General features: G+C 60.3%; 14 protein-coding genes and 1 riboswitch. Of the genes, 8 read left to right on the top strand and 6 right to left on the bottom strand.

Annotation, left to right across the window (positions count from 1 at the left end; all coding sequences use genetic code 11):
- Positions 1 to 55: 55 nt before the first annotated feature.
- Positions 56 to 475: a peptide deformylase gene (locus DXD24_RS00525; RefSeq protein WP_117563534.1), complete on the bottom strand. Its 420-nt coding sequence runs from the start codon at positions 473 to 475 to the stop codon at positions 56 to 58.
- 193 nt (positions 476 to 668) lie between these two features.
- Between DXD24_RS00525 and DXD24_RS00530 the strand changes: the two genes are divergently transcribed.
- The 4 genes from DXD24_RS00530 (at position 669) to DXD24_RS00545 (ending at position 6,913) form a co-directional block, all read left to right on the top strand.
- Entirely contained in the window at positions 669 to 1,982 is a 1,314-nt protein-coding gene (locus DXD24_RS00530; protein ID WP_117563535.1) for an NCS2 family permease, read from the top strand.
- Positions 1,983 to 2,189: 207 nt separating this feature from the next.
- Complete coding sequence (locus tag DXD24_RS00535) at positions 2,190 to 3,962, top strand: carbohydrate-binding domain-containing protein (protein WP_158550103.1); 1,773 nt, start codon at positions 2,190 to 2,192, stop codon at positions 3,960 to 3,962.
- Positions 3,963 to 4,264: 302 nt separating this feature from the next.
- The gene (locus DXD24_RS00540) at positions 4,265 to 6,040 is read left to right on the top strand and encodes a hypothetical protein (protein ID WP_117645770.1); all 1,776 of its coding nucleotides are present in this window, start codon (positions 4,265 to 4,267) and stop codon (positions 6,038 to 6,040) included.
- Between the two features lie 207 nt (positions 6,041 to 6,247).
- Positions 6,248 to 6,913, top strand: coding sequence for an alpha/beta hydrolase (locus DXD24_RS00545; RefSeq protein ID WP_117645772.1), 666 nt, complete (start codon positions 6,248 to 6,250; stop codon positions 6,911 to 6,913).
- Positions 6,914 to 6,973: 60 nt separating this feature from the next.
- On the opposite strand, the gene DXD24_RS00550 is transcribed toward DXD24_RS00545, so the two are convergent.
- The 4 genes from DXD24_RS00550 to DXD24_RS00565 form a co-directional block, all read right to left on the bottom strand.
- Positions 6,974 to 8,308: a uracil-xanthine permease family protein gene (locus tag DXD24_RS00550; RefSeq protein WP_117563539.1), complete on the bottom strand. Its 1,335-nt coding sequence runs from the start codon at positions 8,306 to 8,308 to the stop codon at positions 6,974 to 6,976.
- Positions 8,309 to 8,430: 122 nt separating this feature from the next.
- The gene (locus tag DXD24_RS00555) at positions 8,431 to 9,564 is read right to left on the bottom strand and encodes a 5-methyltetrahydropteroyltriglutamate--homocysteine S-methyltransferase (protein ID WP_233502276.1); all 1,134 of its coding nucleotides are present in this window, start codon (positions 9,562 to 9,564) and stop codon (positions 8,431 to 8,433) included.
- 155 nt (positions 9,565 to 9,719) lie between these two features.
- Complete coding sequence (locus DXD24_RS00560; protein WP_117563541.1) at positions 9,720 to 10,616, bottom strand: LysR family transcriptional regulator; 897 nt, start codon at positions 10,614 to 10,616, stop codon at positions 9,720 to 9,722.
- A 10-nt stretch (positions 10,617 to 10,626) separates the two neighbouring features.
- Positions 10,627 to 11,535 carry an HAD-IIB family hydrolase gene (locus tag DXD24_RS00565; RefSeq protein ID WP_158550105.1) on the bottom strand — a complete coding sequence of 303 codons (909 nt, stop codon included), beginning with the start codon at positions 11,533 to 11,535 and terminating at the stop codon, positions 10,627 to 10,629.
- Positions 11,536 to 11,698: 163 nt separating this feature from the next.
- A riboswitch (TPP riboswitch) is annotated at positions 11,699 to 11,809 on the top strand.
- A 51-nt stretch (positions 11,810 to 11,860) separates the two neighbouring features.
- On the opposite strand from DXD24_RS00565, the gene thiM reads away from it, so the two are divergent.
- From thiM to DXD24_RS00580, 3 genes are read left to right on the top strand one after another with little or no spacing between them, the layout of a single operon-like run.
- Positions 11,861 to 12,700, top strand: a complete 840-nt coding sequence (thiM, locus tag DXD24_RS00570; RefSeq protein WP_233502277.1) for a hydroxyethylthiazole kinase — start codon at positions 11,861 to 11,863, stop codon at positions 12,698 to 12,700.
- A 3-nt stretch (positions 12,701 to 12,703) separates the two neighbouring features.
- A complete protein-coding gene (locus DXD24_RS00575) occupies positions 12,704 to 13,045 on the top strand; it encodes a thiamine-binding protein (RefSeq protein ID WP_225093307.1) in 342 nt (113 codons plus the stop codon).
- Positions 13,042 to 13,737: a thiamine phosphate synthase gene (locus tag DXD24_RS00580; RefSeq protein WP_006234517.1), complete on the top strand. Its 696-nt coding sequence runs from the start codon at positions 13,042 to 13,044 to the stop codon at positions 13,735 to 13,737. Before DXD24_RS00575 ends, DXD24_RS00580 begins: the two co-directional genes overlap by 4 nt.
- 217 nt (positions 13,738 to 13,954) lie before the next feature.
- Here DXD24_RS00580 and DXD24_RS00585 read toward each other — a convergent pair whose 3' ends face one another.
- Positions 13,955 to 14,824, bottom strand: coding sequence for a patatin family protein (locus tag DXD24_RS00585; protein WP_117563543.1), 870 nt, complete (start codon positions 14,822 to 14,824; stop codon positions 13,955 to 13,957).
- A gap of 319 nt (positions 14,825 to 15,143) precedes the next feature.
- Here DXD24_RS00585 and DXD24_RS00590 point away from each other — a divergent pair, with 319 nt between their 5' ends.
- A complete protein-coding gene (locus DXD24_RS00590; RefSeq protein WP_117645776.1) occupies positions 15,144 to 17,861 on the top strand; it encodes an EAL domain-containing protein in 2,718 nt (905 codons plus the stop codon).
- Positions 17,862 to 17,869: the final 8 nt, after the last annotated feature.

The following is a 17,869-nucleotide window of genomic DNA, read 5'->3' on the forward strand; positions in this document are numbered from 1 at the left end:
TGACAACAATGTCACGCCCGGACCAAAAGAGACGAAGTGCGGTGCTTTGGTCCCCTTAGACCAACTTTCCAAGACAGTGGTCGATCATATGCTGGACCATCTGCGCCTCGAAGCCCACAAAGTCCTGCTTGCGCTCGCGCATCTTGCCATCGACGATCTGGTCAAAGGCAACCTTGCACTTGATATAGCGCGTGGACTTGGTGACCTCCTCGTGCGTCAGGCAGCTCTCCTCCATCTTGCTGGCGCCCAGGCCAAACACCAGACGGGGGTTGTAGAGCACGTGGGGCTCGCCGGCGTCGTCCAGGTAGACGCAGACCTTCTTGGTAACGCCGATCTGGTTGGCGGCCAAGCAGCCGGCATCATCGAGCGACTTGATGGTATCGATCAGGTCCTGAGCAACCGACTCGTCCTCGACGGTCGCAACCTCGCAACGCTGGGACAGGATAGCCTCGTCGTGGCAAAGCTCTTTAATCATACGTTCCTCCATAGGGGTCGTTGTAACCGCTTAAGTATACGGTACCCACACATTTTCATGCGATAGATACCGTCCGTCTGTTACAAAGCGCCGAACATTAACATGCGAGGAACAGCAAGGTTGTAAAGGCGATATAGTAAATGAGTTCGTGTCAATCGGCCTAAACTCGGGGCCGAACAAGGAAAGGGTATGCATGGACGAACTTTTTCACGTCAGTGAGCGCAAGTCCACAATCGGGACCGAACTTCGCGCTGGACTGACAACATTCCTGGCGATGGCCTACATCATCGCCGTCAACCCCGCAGTGCTCTCGGGCGCTGGCATTGATGCGGGAGCGCTCGCCTGCGCCACCTGCCTGGGCGCCGGCATCATGACCATCTGCATGGGCATCTTCGCCAACCGCCCGCTCGCCTGCGCGTCGGGTCTGGGCATCAACGCCATGATCGCGGGCATCGCCACCACCATGTGCGGCGGCGACTGGCACGTGGCCATGAGCGTTATCTTCCTCGAGGGTATCGTCATCTTGCTGCTCGTCCTGTGCGGCCTGCGCGAGGCCATCATGGACGCCATCCCCGTGGTCCTGCGCCACGCCATCTCGGTGGGTCTGGGCCTGTTTATCGCCATGATCGGCCTGTGCGACGCCGGCATCATCACCGCTGGCGCCGGTACGCTCGTCGGCCTGGGCGACATCGCCTCCCCCACCTTTATCGTCGGCATCATCTCCATCGTCGTGACGGTTGCCCTGGCTTCCCGCAACGTGCCGGGCTCGCTGCTCATCGGCATCATCGTCGCCGTTATCGCCGGAATCCCGCTGGGCGTCACCCATGCGCCCGAGGGCCTCATCGCACCGCTCGACTTCTCGACCTTCGGCGCCCCGTTTGCCAGCACTGCCGATGGCAACATTGCCATCGTGAAGGTCCTGACCGACCCGATGCTGCTCGTCGTGGCCTTCTCGCTGCTCATGAGTGACTTCTTCGACACCATGGGCACCGCGATGGCCGTCGCCAAGCAGGGCGAGTTCCTGACCGAGGACGGCAATGTCGAGGACATCCGTCCCATCCTGGTCGTCGACTCCGTGGCCGCTGCTGCCGGTGGCTTTATGGGCGTCTCCTCCATCACCACTTTCGTCGAGTCCACGTCCGGCGCTGCCGACGGTGGCCGCACGGGTCTCACCTCCGTCACCACCGGCGTGCTGTTCATCCTCGCCGCGTTCTTCTCCCCCATCGTCACCATCGTTTCCAGCGCCGCCACCTGCGGTGCTCTGGTCTACGTCGGCTACCTCATGATGAGCGAGGCCTCCGAGATCGACTGGTCCGACGTGTCGCAAGGTTTCCCGGCGTTCATGATTGTCGCCGGCGTGCCCTTCACTTACTCCATCTCTGCCGGCATTGGCCTGGGCTTTATCGCCTACGTGATCGTCGCGCTCTTTAAGGGCGAGGCCTCCAAGATCAAGCCGCTCATGTGGATCGCAGCACTTGCCTTCCTCGTCTACTTCTTTGTAGCGTAGGCGCAAGATTCGCAATACCAAACAGCAAAGCGCGGAGTCGCATCGAGCGGCTCCGCGCTTTGCTTTTAAAGCCAGGCGCCACACGGACGCGCGATGTATTGCTTCCCAAGTTTTGGACATTTTGCCCTCCAAACGGCACTACCGCCGGCTACATCCTGCAGATATGCTGGGCGTAATCGCATAGGCCCTATGAGGATGGGAGTAACCATGGCCGCCTTGTTCACGACCCCCAAGCGCAATGACAAAACCTCTGGAGCCCATTTTGTCGAGCCCGACGTTCGCCGTCGCATAGGACTCGCGCACAGCAGCTGGCGCCGCGTGACGCGCCGCATCGTCGTGGGTGCCGTGTGCGCGCTCACGGTGAGCTCGCTGCTCATGCCGAGCGTCTCGCTCGCGGCGGAGTGGGTGGACGTCGATGGCGTCCGCCACGAAGCGGCCGCGGGGCCCGCGGGAGACGCCGCCGGCACCTGGTCATGGGACGGCGCCGATGATATGAAGCTCAACGGCTACAACGGCGGTGCGATCGAGGCAGCGGGCAAGATCAACGTGAGCTACGAGGGCAACAACACCGTCACTAACGACGACGGCCGCGGCATCAAGGTTAAGGATGGCGCGAACGAGAACGCCGAGCTTAATATTCAGGGCGACGCGTCCAGCACGCTCAACGTGGCATCTTCTCGTGACGCCATCACTTCCGTCGACAACATCAACATCGACGGCGCTGGCACTGTCAACGCCACGAGCACCGAGCACGATGCCATCGATGCCGGGGGCGATGTCACCATCAAGGGCTCGGGAAACGTTAACGCCACGGGCGATTCGGATGGCATCAGGGCCGACGGCAACATCACGATCGACAACAGCGGAACCGTCACCGCCAAGGCCACCGAGGATCAGGGTATCGATGCTAACGAGAACCTCATCATAAAGGGCGGCGGCAAGGTAGAGGCAAGCTCTATCAAAGACAATGCGATTTGGGCCGACGGCAACATCGAGATCTCGGATGGCAGCCAGGTCAAGGCAAGTTCCGAGGAAGACGCCGCCATCGACGGTAAAAACAGCCTCACGGTCACGAACGCTTCCCTCAACGCAAGTGGCGTTGGGTATGGCATCTATGTCTACAAGGGCATTACGCTCGATGGCGCGACCGTGACGATCCGCGCAAGCTCAGATGGCGGGGAAGTCAGCGCACTCTTCACCGATGAGGACGACATCGTCATCAAGAACGGCTCGACTGTGGATGCGCTCGCAGAAGGCAGGTTCTCGGTTGCAATCTCCACCAGTAATTTCTACTCCGGCGAAGCGGGTGGCCATATCTACATCAGCGACTCCGTTGTCAAGGCCATAGCCCGCTATGCCGAGACCGGCGGCGACGGCCCCGGCCACTACAGTGCAGGCCAGGATGGCGAAACTAACCCTCAGCCCCGAGGCATGAACATCGGCATCTTTGCTCAGACCAAGGAGGGCATCACGCCCGCAACCATTTCGATTCTCCGCAGCAAGGTCACGGCCGAGGGAGACACGGCGGCAATCTTCGCCCTTGCCATGAGCGCGGATGGTAAGGCGATCGGCACCATCGAAATCGAAGGAGCCACCATCCAGACGCCTGAAGGCGGCAAGGTCATTGACTATCGCAACAAGGAAGAACTCAGCGACGGCATCGTCTACGAGGCGGGTCAAACCATCGGCACGGGCGACGCTGTGATCGACTCCCCCTATAACGAAGCTGTCGCCAAGAGCACGGTCATCGCGCCTCCCGAAGAGACCAAACCCGGGGAAAAGCCCGGCGAGACCAAGCCGGGTTCCAAGTCTAAGAGCGCGAAGACAACCAAGACCGTTGCAGTTGCAGCCACGGGAGCCAAGATCGCCGGCAAACTCGCAGCGACCGGCGACGCCTCGAGCGCAGCCATCGTGGCAGCCGCCCTTGCGGGAACAGCCGCCATCGCCGCGGGCGCCGTGGTGAGCCGCAAGCGCTCATAGACGCCCTTCATACACGAACCGACACTTTTAAAGCCGCCTAGTCCGCGCACCGTTTAGCAACGCCACCGCCGAGCTCCCCTCCGGCGGTGGCGTTTCCTGTTTGCACTCGTATGGTGCACACGCGAGCGGAGTCGCAACAGGCGGCTCCGCGCTTTGTGATTAATGCCCGACAACGCGTAGGTGCGCAGCTTATTCCTCTTCCGGATTTTGGACATTTTGCCCTCCAAACGGCACTACCGCCGGCAACATCCAGCAGATACGCTGAACCTAGCCGTATAGGCCCTATGAGAACGGGAGCAACCATGGCAGCCTTGTTCACGACCCCCAAACGCAATGACACTACCGCCGGAACCCATGTTGCCGAACCCGACGTTCGCCGTCGCATAGGACTCGCGCACGGCAGCTGGCGCCGCGTGACGCGCCGCATCGTCGTAGGCGCCGTGTGCGCGCTCACGGCGAGCTCGCTGCTCATGCCGAGCGTCTCGCTCGCGGCGGAATGGGTCAAGGTCGGCGAAACCAAATACAACGCCGGCACCGCGGCGAGCGACGAGGCCGGTACCTGGTCGTGGGACGGCGCCGACGACTTGAAGCTCAACAACTATAACGGCGGCGAGATCCAGGCCGCAGGCAAGCTCAACGTGAATTACTCGGGAACCAACATCGTCACTGCCGAATGGATCGAAAGCATCAACGTTTCTCATGGCACTAACGAGAATGCCGAGCTCAATATCCAAGGCGACGCGGGCAGCACGCTCAGCGTGACATCTACTGAGGACGCTATCCTCTCCACGGGTAATATCAACATCGACGGAGCCGGATCCGTCAACGCCACGAGCACTGGGTTTGATGCCATCAATGCCGGGGGTGATCTCGCTATCAAAGGTTCGGGCAACGTCAACGCCACGGGTGCATCGGATGGCATCAGGGCAAACGGCAATATCACGATTGACGACAGCGGAGCCGTCACCGCCAGGGCTACCGAGGACAAGGGTATTGGAACCGACAAGAACCTCACCATCAAGGGTGGCGGGACGGTCGAGGCAAGCTCAGCTGATGGTGAGGCCCTTTGGAGCGGCGGCAATATCAACATCTCGGACGGCAGCCAGGTCAAGGCAAGCTCCGAGAAAGACGCTGCCGTCGAGGCCAAGGGCAGCCTCGCAGCCACAAACGCCTCCCTCAACGTAAACGGTGTTGAATATGGCGTCTATGCCCACAAGGGCATCACCCTCGATCATGCAAACGTGACGGTCCGTGCAGGTAAAGGCAGATACGGTGGCGCCATCGCCCTCTTCACCTACCAGGACGACATCGTCGTCAAGAACGGCTCCACCGTGGACGCGTTTGCGGAAGGCGAGGTTTCGGCTGCATTCTCCACCAGAAACGATCGACCCAACGAGAAGGGTGGCCACATCTACATCAGCGACTCCGTTGTCAAGGCCATAGCCCGCTATGTCGAGAACGGCGACGGCCCCACCCCCTACAGCGAAAACCAAGATGGCGAGACGAGCCCCGAGCCCCAAGGCGAGAACATCGGCATCATCGCCCAGACCGGCGAGGGCGTCACACCCGCAGTCATCTCGATCATCCGCAGCAAGGTAACGGCCGAAGGAGATACAGCGGCAATCTTTGCCCGTGCCATGAGCGCTGACGGCAAGACAATCGGCACCATCAAGATTGAGAACGCCGCCATCCAGACGCCCGAAGGCGGCAAGGTCATTGACTATCGCAAGCTCCGTAACGGCATCTACGAGGCAGGCCAAGCCATCGGCACGGGCGACGCTGTGATCGACTCCCCCTATAACGAAGCTGTCGCCAAGAGCATGGTCATCGCACCTCCCGAGGTAGCCAAGCCGGAAGACCCCAAGCCCGACGAGACCAAGCCCGCGGAGTCCAAGCAGGACCCCAAGCCCGAGGGCGCAAAGACGACCAAGACCGTTGCGGTTGCAACCACGAAGGCCAAGGCCACCGGCGTGCTCGCGGCAACCGGCGACACCTCGGGTGCGGCCATCGTGGCAACCGTCCTTGCGGGAACAGCCGCTATCGCCGCAGGCACCATGGCGAGCCGCAAACGCTCGTAGACGCCTCTGCGCACATGGCAGCTCCCGCGAAGGCCCCGAGTCCCAGCACCGTTTAACAACGCCACCGCCGAGCTCCCCTCCGGCGGTGGCGTTTTCCATATGCGTCCGCAGGGTATGCACGAGATTGTCTTTGGTCTAGCCCAACCTGCATGAGCCGGCGTGCAACAATGGGGGCCGTCGATATCACAACGCCGAGAGAAGCCCGTCATGGAAGCGCATCAAAAGCAGATAACCGTTCATGCACAGCATGCCGAAAGCGCACCAGTCATCTATCTTCCCGTGGTCATGGGCGATGGCACGGAGGTTTATGAACGCTGCCGAGAGCTCAACTGCTCGCCCTTCACGCTTGTCGGCATTGGCAGCCTCAACTGGAATCGCGAGCTGAGCCCCTGGGGATGCGACGGAACCGTGCGCGATGCCGAGCCCTTTGGCGGTCAGGCATCCGGATTTCTCGATGAGCTGTTGAACTGGATAATCCCAGAGGCCGAGTCGTCGCTTCCTCAGCCGCCCACCTGGCGCGGCATTGCCGGCTACTCGCTCGCGGGCCTCTTCGCGCTCTGGTCCCTCTGGCAAACCGACGCCTTTAGCCGCGCCGCAAGCGCATCGGGGTCGTTGTGGTTTCCCGACTTTGTCGATCGCGCCAGCACGGCCCCTTTTGCCGGCAACCCACAGGCCGTCTATCTGTCACTCGGTAAAAAGGAAACCAAGACGCCCAACCGCATGATGCGGCACGTACTCGACGATACGCGCGCGATGGAAGAGCTGTTTATCGAGCGTGACATTCCAACAATGCTGGAGCTCAACCCCGGCAATCACTTTGCCCAAACTGACCTGCGCATGGCGCGCGGCATCCACTGGATACTGACGCATTAAAAATGGCGCCCACGCGTACATACGCATGGACGCCATTTTTAATTTGGCTGAACGCAGCTACTATTCAGCAGTCTCCTCAAGCTCGGAAGTATCGAACTCAAAGCCATTACCTGGCAGGATGGCGTTGAGCACAATGCCCACCAGCGAGCCCACGGCAAGGCCCGAAAGCGAAATCGTCACGCCGCCCAGCTCCAGCACGATGGCACCGGCGGTACTGTAGGCAATGCCGAGCGAAAGCACGAGCACCAGAGCCGCCACCAGCACGTTGCGGTTGTTCTGGAAATCAACCTGGTTCTCGATAAGGTTGCGAACGCCCACGGCACTGATCATGCCGTAGAGCACAAGCGACACGCCACCGATAACGCATGCCGGCATAGCAGCGATCACAGCAGCGAACTTGGGGCAGAACGAAAGCACAATGGCACAGCAGGCGGCAATGCGAATCACGCGCGGGTCGAACACGCGCGTCAGGGCAAGCACACCGGTGTTCTCACCATATGTCGTATTGGCAGGGGCGCCAAAGAGCGATGCCAAGATAGTCGCCAGGCCATCGCCGAGCAGGGTACGGTGCAGACCGGGATCGGCAATGTAATTGCGTTCGCAGGTAGAGCCAATGGCGGAAATATCTCCAATGTGCTCAATCATGGTCGCAAAGGCCAGTGGCATGATGGTGATAATGGCCGTCGTGGCAAGACTGCTATCGAACTGCGGTCCAAAGAGCGCGAACACGGTGTTGTCCCACACGACAGGTAGACCGACCCACGGCGCGGCGGCAACCCCCGAAAAATCAACCTCGCCCAGCACCGCCGCAACGGCATAGCTCACCACAACGCCCAGCAGAATCGGCACGATCTTGACCATGCCGCGGCCCCAAATGTTGCAGATGATGATCACGGCAACGGCAATAGCAGCAACAAACCAGTTGGTCTGGCAGTTGGCGATAGCAGAGCTTGCCAAGATCAGGCCGATGGAAATGACGATGGGACCGGTCACCACCGGCGGGAAGAAGCGCATGATGCGCTTGGCGCCAAAGGCGCGGAACAGCGCTGCCAGCACCGGATAGAGCAGGCCGGCGCAGGCAACGCCCAGACAAGCGTAGGGCAAAAGCTCGGCCTCGCCGTTGGGCGCAATGGCGGCATAACCCGCGATAAAGGCAAACGACGAGCCCAGGAACGCGGGCACCTTACCGCGCGATAGAAAATGAAACAGCAGTGTGCCGATGCCGGCGAACAGAAGCGTCGTCGAAACGGAAAGGCCGGTGAGCACGGGCACGAGCACCGTGGCTCCGAACATCGCAAACATGTGTTGCAAACCCAACACGAACATGCGCGGGCGGCCGAGCGACGATGCATCGTAGATGGCATCGGTGACGGCGGGCGTCGAGGATTGGGACATGGAAGTCCTTTCGAATGGAAGGGCGATCAGGCATATCGGATAACCTGCCCGAACGATACGATCCGAACCATTGTACGCGATATGCAGTACCTCGCACGCGCCGCCACCTGCAAACGCTAGCGCTATTTCCAAACGTGCTCGGCAATACGCCTGACCAGCGCAATCTTTGCCCACTGCTCGTCCTCGGTCAGCTTATTGCCAATCTCGCAGCTGGCAAAGCCACACTGCGGAGACAGATACAGGTTCTCGAGCGGCACGTACTTTGCCGCCTCGCGGATGCGCTCGACGATAACATCCTCGTTCTCGAGCTCTGCCGCCTTGGTGGTCACCAAGCCCAGCACGACCTTCTTGCCGGGAGCAACGTACTTGAGCGGCTCAAAACCACCGGCGCGGGGCGTGTCGAACTCCAGATAGAACGCGTCAACGTCCTCATGCGCAAACAGGTACGGCGCGATGGGGTCGTAGCCGCCCTCAAAAGCGTAGGTGGAGTGGTAGTTGCCGCGGCATACATGCGTGTTGATAGCCAGATCGTCGGGCTTGCCCTCGATGGCGGCATTGTTGAGCGCCACGCCCAGCTCGCTTACCTTTTGCAGGTCGACCGGGCTCATGCCGGTTTTGGCAACAAAATCGGTATCGCAGTAGATGCCCCAGGTGCAGTCATCAAACTGGATGTTGCGGCAGCCCGCGGCATACAGGTCAGCAATCACGGTGCGGTATGCTGCGGCAATGGCATCGACGAGCTCTTCGTCGGTCTTGTAGACGGCGTGCAGACTCTCCTGCTGGCCATCGCAGCGGTCGAGTGTGACTTCGGAGAACGTCTGGATCGGCGCCGGAATGGTCTGGCGCGCGACCTGGCCCTCTCCCTCGAGCGACTTGATAAATTTGAAGTGCTCGACGAACGGATGATTCTCGCCGCTAATGGGACCGGTTACCACGGCGGTGTCGGCGGTAGTCTCCTCATCGTGGAACATGTAGCCCGTGCGCGAGGCGCGGCGCTCAATGCCGTTGAGGCCCCACATAAAATCGAGGTGCCAGTAGCTGCGGCGGAACTCGCCATCGGTAATCACCTGCAGGCCGGCAGCCTTCTGCTTGGCCACTAAGTCGCGGATGGCCTCGTCCTCGACGGCCTTAAGGCCGGAAGCGTCGAGTTTACCCGCGACATAGGCGGCACGGGCGTCCTTTACAGCCTGCGGACGAAGAAAACTGCCGACGATATCGGCACGAAACGGCGCGTTCGGTTGAATCGAAGTGCTCATAGATATCTCCCTTTGCATTGGTTGCTTTACTGGGACAGAGTATGAGCGCTCATATGGACATCGTAAAATATATGTTTATAACAGTTTGATATAGACGCTTCCTATATCAGTTTGGACTGCCATAAAGAGATTTGACCCGCGCAGAACGCAGCAGTCTAGATGTGCTGACGAATCGCTTCGATATAGGCCTGCCCGTAGCGCGTAAGTGTCGTGTTCTTGCGCGTGATGATGCCAATCTCCATGTACTCGTCTACATCGAGCGGAATCGAGATAATACCGGGGCCGTTAAGTTCATGGCTGATCACGCCCGAACACACCGTGTAACCGTTAAGGCCCATAGCTAGGTTGAACAGCGTCGCACGGTCGCGCACGCGGATATTCTTGCGGCGCTCAAAGGTCGAGGTCAGCTCCTCGGAATAGTAAAACGAGTTGTAGCTGCCCTGTTCATAGGACAGGAACGGGTAGTCTTCCAAGTCCTCGAGCGTCACACTCGAGCGACCCGCCAGCGGATGGTCGGAGCACACAAAGACATGCGGCGTAGCGCAGAAGAGTCCTTCGAATACGAGCTCGTTGGCCGCCAGCATGCGCTCGATGACCTCGCGATTGTGCTCCGACAGATACAGGATGCCGAGCTCGCTTTTCATATGCGCGACGTCCTCGATAATCTCGTGGGTCTGCTCCTCGCGCAGGGTAAAGTCGTAGCGCGCGGCATCGAACTCGCGGATCACATCGACAAATGCATTAACGGCAAAGGAATAATGCTGGCAGCTCACACTAAAGTGCGGCACCTGCTCGGACGTGCCTTTGTACTTGCCCTCGAGCAGGTCGGCCTGGTCGAGCACCTGGCGCGCGTAGCCCAAGAAGGTCTCGCCTTCCTCGGACACAATGACGCCCTTGTTGGTGCGCTCAAAGATGTGTACACCCATCTCGTTTTCGAGATCGCGAATTGACGCGGTAATCGAAGGCTGCGACACAAAGAGCCGGCGCGAGGCCTCGGTGATGCTGCCGCATTCGGCAACTTTGACGACATATCTGAGCTGCTGGAGCTTCATGGCTTTCTCCCTAGACGTTCGTGACGTCGAAACCCGTCGCGTCCATCTGACGCATAAACGACGGCATCTCCCCCGTCGCGGCGCAGGCGGCAATCTGATGCAGAGCCCCGGCAACCGCATCATCTGCCGCAGCGCCGATATGCCAGCGCGCGGCAGCCGTGACGGCCTCGTTGGCATTGGCGACTGCAACGGAATTGGGAACGGCATCGATCATGGGCAAATCGTTATCGGAATCGCCGAATACGGCCACATCGTCGGGCGTCAGGCCCAAAGCGCGCGCCAGCTCCAGCGCAGCACAGCCCTTGTCCCAGCCGGTCGGAAGAACGTCGAACAGGCGCACGCGGTTGTTGGGAAACACGAGCGAGAGCTCCGGCACCTCGACGGCAACACGCTCGCGCAGCTCGGCGAGCTCCTCGCGCGAACGGGCACTCCAGATATTCGCCTTGTATACCGGGGCATCGTCAACGACAGGGCGACAGGGAGCCTCTTCGCCCTTGAGCCACGCGTTGCCGCCTGACTCCATGGCGCGACGCACACGCTCGGGATCGCTTGTCACGCAATAGGCGTCGTTGTCCCAAAAGTCATCACCCAGACGGTAGACCTTCAAATAGGTATCGTCGGTCTCTTGCTCCAGGTAGTCGGCCAGGCGCATAAGGGCATCGTTATCAGTTGCGCGCGAGGCAACCGCCTCGCCATCGACAAACATCACCTGGCCGTTGCAAAACGCACCGGTCGAGAAGCACTCGGAGCGATTGCGGAACATCCAGCCCATCGCGGACGGCTGGCGACCCGAAACCGGGCCAAAATGCAGGCCCGCCGCCTGCATGGCATGAATGCCCTCGATGGCGCAGTCGCTGGCGCCATCGTGTCCAGCAGGAATCAGCGTATCGTCCATATCGGTCAGCACAAGTTTGATCATAAGGTCCCCTCGGTCATTCTTTATCCCGTCTATTGTAACGACCTGCCAATAAGGGACAGGTTTATCTTGGCAGGTTTTATCTGGGAAAATGCAGCGCCCCTGTTGCCACCTGCCAAAATAAACCTGTCCCATATTGGCAGGTGCGCTAGTATAGGGAACAACAGATTCGATGCGGGAGTGCCGGCGGTGCAAACCACAAGGCTGAGAGGGCATAGGGCCCAATCCTTTGAACCTGTCAGTTAATGCTGGCGTAGGGAGCATGCCGCCTTTACAGGGGCGCTGTCTATGCACAGCGCCCCTTTTCTATGCCAAGGAGGCATGTGCAGTGATTGATTCGGAACAGCTTAAGCAACATATGGTCAAGGCCGTAGAGGAGATTCGAGCCACCAATCCGATGGCCGGCTCCATCACCAACACGGTGACGATCGACTTTGTCGCCAACGCGCAGCTCGCCGTGGGCGGTTCGGCCGCCATGGTCTATCTGCCCGACGAGGGCGAGGCGCTCGTTGCCGGCGGCGCCGCCATCTATCTCAACATGGGCACGCTCTTCCCCATCTACGAGCAGACGATTCCCCGCGCGGCCAAGGCGGCACACGACGCCGGCAAGCCCTGGGTGCTCGATCCGGTGGGTCTGGGCATCGGTAGCCTGCGCACCCAGCTGGTAAACGAGCTCAAGCAGTACAAGCCCGCCATCGTACGCGGCAACGCCTCCGAGATCATCGCACTCTCCGGCCTGTGGGGTCTTGAGGGCGAGTCGGCCGATCTGAGCCGCGTACGTGGTGTCGATACCACCGACACGGTCGACGCCGCCCGCGATGCCGCCGTGGCGCTCGCTCGCCACACCGGCGGCGCCGTTGTGGTCTCGGGCGAAGTCGACCTGATTACCGACGGCACGACCGTGGCCAAATCCCACGGCGGCAGCCCGCTCATGTCAAAGATTACCGGCTGCGGTTGCTCGCAGGGCGGCGTGCTGGCCGTGTACGCCTGCGCTGCCGATCCGTTTACGGCAGCAGTCTGCGGTACCGCCGTCTACAACGTCGCCGGCACGCGTGCCGCCGCCGTCGCCGATGCCCCGGCAAGCTTTAAGGCCGCCTTTATCGACGAGCTCTACCGCGCAACCGCCCAAGACATCGCCGATAACCAACTCGAGCTCGAGGAGGCATAAGCCATGTCCGAGCCCGCAACCAATGCCGGCATGAACACGCTCGTCGCCGTGGCCATCGCCCCGTGCGGCACCGGCGATGAACTGTCCGCCGAGGTCGCCGAAGTCGTGCGCGTCATTCGCGAGAGCGGCCTTCCCAACCGCACCACCTCGATGTTCACCGAGATCGAGGGCGACTGGGACGAGGTCATGCAGGTCGTGCGCGACGCGACCTTTGTGTTAGCGAGCAAGGGCATCCGAACCGAAGTCGTGCTCAAAGCCGATATTCGACCTGGATTTACCGACACCATGACCGGCAAACTCGAGCGCATGGAAGCGCAGATCAAAAAGCAGGAGGAAGCACGATGAGCATCCGCGACAACCTTGATATCTCGGCCTATCTGGTACTCGGCCCCGAAAATACCCTCGGACGCCCCGTGGGCGATGTGGTGGCCCAGGCACTCGACGCCGGCTTTACCTGCATCCAGGTGCGCTCCAAGGTGGCAAGCGCCCGCGAGATCATTGCGCTGACCGGCGACGCCGCGCAGGCAATCGCACAGGCCGGCAAGACCGGTCAGGTCGCCTTGCTGATCGATGACCGCCTTGACTGCGTACTCGCCGCACGCGAGCAGGGCATTGCGGTCGACGGCGTGCACGTGGGCCAGAGCGATATTCCCGTCGAGGTCTGTCGCAAGCTGCTGGGCCCCGACGCCATCGTGGGCCTTTCGGCCCGTTGCGAGGAAATGCTCGAGTACGTCAAGACCGCCGACATGAGTCTGGTCGACTACCTGGGCATCGGCCCGCTCCACGAGACCGAGACCAAGCGCGACTGCGGACGCGCAGCCGATGGCTCCATCATCACCAAGAGCTTTGAGGACCTGGCCGCACTCCACGCGGCAAGCCCCGTGCCCATCGTGGTGGGCGGCGGCGTTAAGACGGCCGACTTGCCGCAGCTCAAGGCAACCGGCGTCGACGGCTTCTTTGTGGTGAGCGCCGTCTGCAGCGCCGACGATCCCTACGCCGCGGCCAAGGAGCTTGTCGACACCTGGCAGCAGGCATAGGCATAGGCCGAGCAGCTGCTCCGCGGCCTCATATCTTCAGCAACGGAAAGCGCATCCCAGTTTGGACCTCCATTCTGGGATGCGCTTTCCGTATAGAGGGCCAGTGGGAAACTGCATCCCATTCCAGACGCGGGACGCCGTTTCCAAAACCCTCCCGTCCGGGAAACTGCATCCCGTTCTGGGCGCCGATTCTGGGACGCGCTTTCCGCCGCAGCCCCTACCCCGCCAGATACGTTTCCAGCGCCGGCAAGGTCGCCTCCGCATCACGACGACCGACCTGGTAGATGCGCTCGAGCTCATCGGGCTCGCGGCACAGCGACGGCACCTTTACCGATTCGCTCGGCCGTACCACAAAGACCTCGCCGGCCGCCTCGCGACGCGCCAGGTCATCGAGCGTGGCATTGTAGACCTCATGCCGATGCTCAAGCGCTGCGACAAACTCCGGGTAGTGACGGAACACGCGCCGCAGCATGGGCATCACGCTGTTGGGCTGCTTTACAAAGCCCGCCGGCTGCGTCAGCACCACCACGTTGCGGTCATAGCCCTGCGCAAACAGCCAAGCACTGGGAATGGAATCGGCCACGCCACCATCCAGATACTTGCGGCCCTCAATAGCAACGGGACGCGTTGCCACAGGGATCGCCGATGACGCCCGAATCCACTCGATATCGCGCTCGTCGCCATACGGCAGATCGTGATAGACGGCCTTGCCCGTCTCGATATCGGTACACACGCACGTAAACCGCATGGGGCAGGCACGATATGTCTCCAGGTCGATGGGATCGCGCTCGACGGGCACCTCGTGATAGGCAAAATCGGCATTGAACATGTCCCCTGTTCGCAACCAGCTCGTTACACTCGCATAGCGCTTGTCGGCGCAATAGGCCTTGTTGTAGCGGATGGCACGGCCGATCTGGCGCGATTTAAAGTTGTAGCCAAATGCCGCGCCCGCCGAGACACCCACCATATGGTCGCAAGTTAAGCCGCACTCCATCCAAACGTCGAGCACGCCCGCCGTATACATACCGCGGTAGCCGCCTCCCTCGAGCGCAAGCCCCACCGTGCGCGTCGTATCCGGCTGTGCCATGTGACCATCTCCGTTCCTGCGTTTTAAAACGGGACAAGTATACCCGTCAACATATATCGACTCAGTCGCATTTTTCATGCGCACCCAGGCGTTGCCGTTTGGCGAATAATAGCCGCCCACAGCATGTGCGCCCATATATAATTGTGCACTGTTGTCTATACTACTCAGCTGTTATCAACAGCGAACATTAGCCGGCAAAGTAACTCAACAACGCAGCAAGGCGGGGGCCTGGATACACGCAAGGCGCCGAGCAACGACGCGTGTACACTACGAGCTCGCCCGACGCCATCCGCCCCGACCTCAGAAAGCCGCTTACAACATGGACACCGCCAGCAATTACACCGAAACGCTCGAAAAGACCGTCCGTGACCTTCTCGAGCGTCAGGATGATCTGATTAGGACGGCCTTTACCGACCAGCTCACCGGACTTGGCAACCGCGGCGGCTTTGCCCGTTCCCTAGAGGAAATCTGGGAGCAGGAACTGCCCGTGACCATGGCGTTTATCGACATCGATAACCTTAAGCACTGCAACGACGTCTTTGGGCATGACGAGGGCAACCGCTATATCTTGCAGGTAAGTCTCTATCTCAAGCTGTATATGAAAGTGGACGAGGCGGCGTTTCGCATAGGCGGCGACGAGTTTGCCATCCTGTCTACGATTGCGACCGAGGACGACCTCGCCGAGCGCCTGGAACACTGCCGAACGGTCCTACTCAAAAACAACGATTCCGAGATGCCTCACTCGTTTAGCTACGGAGTGTCGCACGCCGACCCCGCCCTGGGTGAAGTCTCCAATCGCATGACACTCGATGCCGACCATCGCATGTACGACTACAAGCTACGCCATGCCATGCATCTTGATCGACGCAATATCGCGCAAGTCCACACCGACGACTTCGAAATAAGCGATCGCGTTTTTGACGCCTTTTCGATGCTCAACGAAGGCCGTTATTGCTTTATCGAGAACTTGGACAAACATCGCACCCTATGGTCACAAGGCGCCCTGCGCGATCTCGGTCTTCCTTCTGAGCATGTAGACAACTGCCACGATTACTGGAAAACGCGCGTCCACCCCGATGACCTTGAGGCCTACATCAACGACATCGACCAAATCTATAATGGCTCCAAACACCGCCGCGTCATGCAGTACCGCATGCGCAATGCCGCGGGCGACTACGTCCTCTGCCGCGCTCGCGGGTTTCGCATCGACGGCGACGGAAATACCCCCTCGCTCTATGTCGGCGAGCTCGTCAACCACTCACTCGCCGAGACCGTCGACGCCGCCACGGGCCTCGGAACGCAGCGTATGCTGATCAACGCTATCGATGCCTGCCGTCGCGACCGTTGCGAGACGGGGCTTATAGCGGTCCGCATTTGTGGCACGGCAAAGTTCAACGAGCTCTACGGGGCCGAGGCTGTCGACAACATGCTCGCCGAATACGCAGGCCGCATGCTATCGATCACCCGCGGCAGAAGTCGCGTCTTCCGCTCGCGAAACGCCCAGTTCGTCGTGCTCAGCAACGATCTGGACCACGAGGCATTCGAGCAACTGATCCAACATCTCAAAGAGGCCGTTTTCGCTCCCGTTCGAATCGCGGGCGACACTATTACCCCCGTCTGTCTTGTCGTTCCGGCCTTTTACGAGCACCTGACCAATCAAACGGCCGCCGTTTTAGGCGAACTCGACCGTCGCATTCGCACGGCCGGCGGGCTTGTTCCCAACGACAGCCTCCCCATACCCGAGGTGGAGCGCAAAAGCGCCATCGCCGAACGCATCGATCCGCTCACGGGTCTCTATCGACCCAGCGAGTTTATGCGCCGCGCCAACGAATTTCTCGAGACAAGGCGCAACGGCGCCTGGTGTATCACCACCGTCGATATGGGGCACATGCGACTGTTCAACGAATGGCACGGACAGGCCGAGGGCGACCGCGTACTCGCCGATGTGGGCACGGTTCTCAAGGACATCGAGAATGTCGCCATGGGCGTCGCAGGGTACTGGGGCCAAGACGATTTTTGCGTACTCATCCCCTTTGAACACGACACCGTCCATCAGATCTATAGCCGCATTCGCCAGGCCGTGGCCAAGCATGATGACGGCGTGGGCTTCTGGCCGTCCATGGGCGTCTACCCCATCGACTCCAACGAGGAAATCACCATCGATGCGCAGGCCAAGGCCATGTTTACCAATCGGCGCGCAAAAAACGACTTTAAGGAGCGCATTGCCATTTTCCGCCCCGAGGAATACGAACACGAAATCGCGTTCCACCGCACGCTGACCGAATTCCAGTATGCGCTCTCAAACGGCCGCATTACCTACTACTTGCAGCCCCAGGTCGACATGGAAACCGGCGAGATCGTTGGCGCCGAGGCGCTCACACGCTGGATTGACAAGGATGGCTCCCTCATTTCACCCGTCACCTTTATCCCCGCTCTCGAGGAAAGCGGTTTTGTGGTGACGCTCGACAAATACGTTTGGCAGGGCGTTGCCTCGTGGCTGCGTGGGCGCATCGATCGAGGGCTTCGCGTGGTTCCGATCTCGCTAAACGTGTCGCGTGTGGATATCCTTGCCTGCGACGTTGCCGAGCATATGGGGGCACTCGCCGACCAATACAATCTGCCGCCCGAGCTCATGCGCATCGAGATCACCGAGACGGCTTATACGGGAGAGTCCGAAGCTGTGGATAAGCTGACGGCCGACCTGCACAACCGCGGCTTCTCGACCTACATGGACGATTTTGGCACCGGCCAGTCCACGCTCGCGATGCTCAAGAACGTCAACGTCGACGTCATCAAGCTCGACCGCACGTTTGTGCCCGTCGACGGCGATCAAGGCCGCAGCGTGCAAATCATTTCATCAATGCTCGAGATGGCACAGTCGCTCCATCTGCCCGTTGTGATCGAAGGCATCGAGACAAATGAGCAGGCAAACATGCTACGCCAAATGGGCGCCCGCTACGCTCAGGGCTTCCTCTACTACCGTCCCATGCAGGCGGAGGATTTTGAGGCACTGCTCGACGGTGGCGACAGCAACTAATACGCTCG

This window comes from Collinsella sp. TF12-2AT, assembly GCF_003436735.1.
Classification (GTDB): Bacteria; Actinomycetota; Coriobacteriia; order Coriobacteriales; family Coriobacteriaceae; genus Collinsella.

Coding starts and splice junctions, on each gene's coding strand:
- DXD24_RS00565 (WP_158550105.1), bottom strand. CDS start 11,535: ATGATCAAACTTGTGCTGACCGATATGGACGATACGCTGATTCCTGCT.
- DXD24_RS00550 (WP_117563539.1), bottom strand. CDS start 8,308: ATGTCCCAATCCTCGACGCCCGCCGTCACCGATGCCATCTACGATGCA.
- DXD24_RS00585 (WP_117563543.1), bottom strand. CDS start 14,824: ATGGCACAGCCGGATACGACGCGCACGGTGGGGCTTGCGCTCGAGGGA.
- DXD24_RS00555 (WP_233502276.1), bottom strand. CDS start 9,564: ATGAGCACTTCGATTCAACCGAACGCGCCGTTTCGTGCCGATATCGTC.
- DXD24_RS00575 (WP_225093307.1), top strand. CDS start 12,704: ATGTCCGAGCCCGCAACCAATGCCGGCATGAACACGCTCGTCGCCGTG.
- DXD24_RS00580 (WP_006234517.1), top strand. CDS start 13,042: ATGAGCATCCGCGACAACCTTGATATCTCGGCCTATCTGGTACTCGGC.
- DXD24_RS00545 (WP_117645772.1), top strand. CDS start 6,248: ATGGAAGCGCATCAAAAGCAGATAACCGTTCATGCACAGCATGCCGAA.
- DXD24_RS00535 (WP_158550103.1), top strand. CDS start 2,190: ATGGCCGCCTTGTTCACGACCCCCAAGCGCAATGACAAAACCTCTGGA.
- DXD24_RS00590 (WP_117645776.1), top strand. CDS start 15,144: ATGGACACCGCCAGCAATTACACCGAAACGCTCGAAAAGACCGTCCGT.
- DXD24_RS00530 (WP_117563535.1), top strand. CDS start 669: ATGGACGAACTTTTTCACGTCAGTGAGCGCAAGTCCACAATCGGGACC.
- DXD24_RS00540 (WP_117645770.1), top strand. CDS start 4,265: ATGGCAGCCTTGTTCACGACCCCCAAACGCAATGACACTACCGCCGGA.
- DXD24_RS00525 (WP_117563534.1), bottom strand. CDS start 475: ATGATTAAAGAGCTTTGCCACGACGAGGCTATCCTGTCCCAGCGTTGC.
- DXD24_RS00560 (WP_117563541.1), bottom strand. CDS start 10,616: ATGAAGCTCCAGCAGCTCAGATATGTCGTCAAAGTTGCCGAATGCGGC.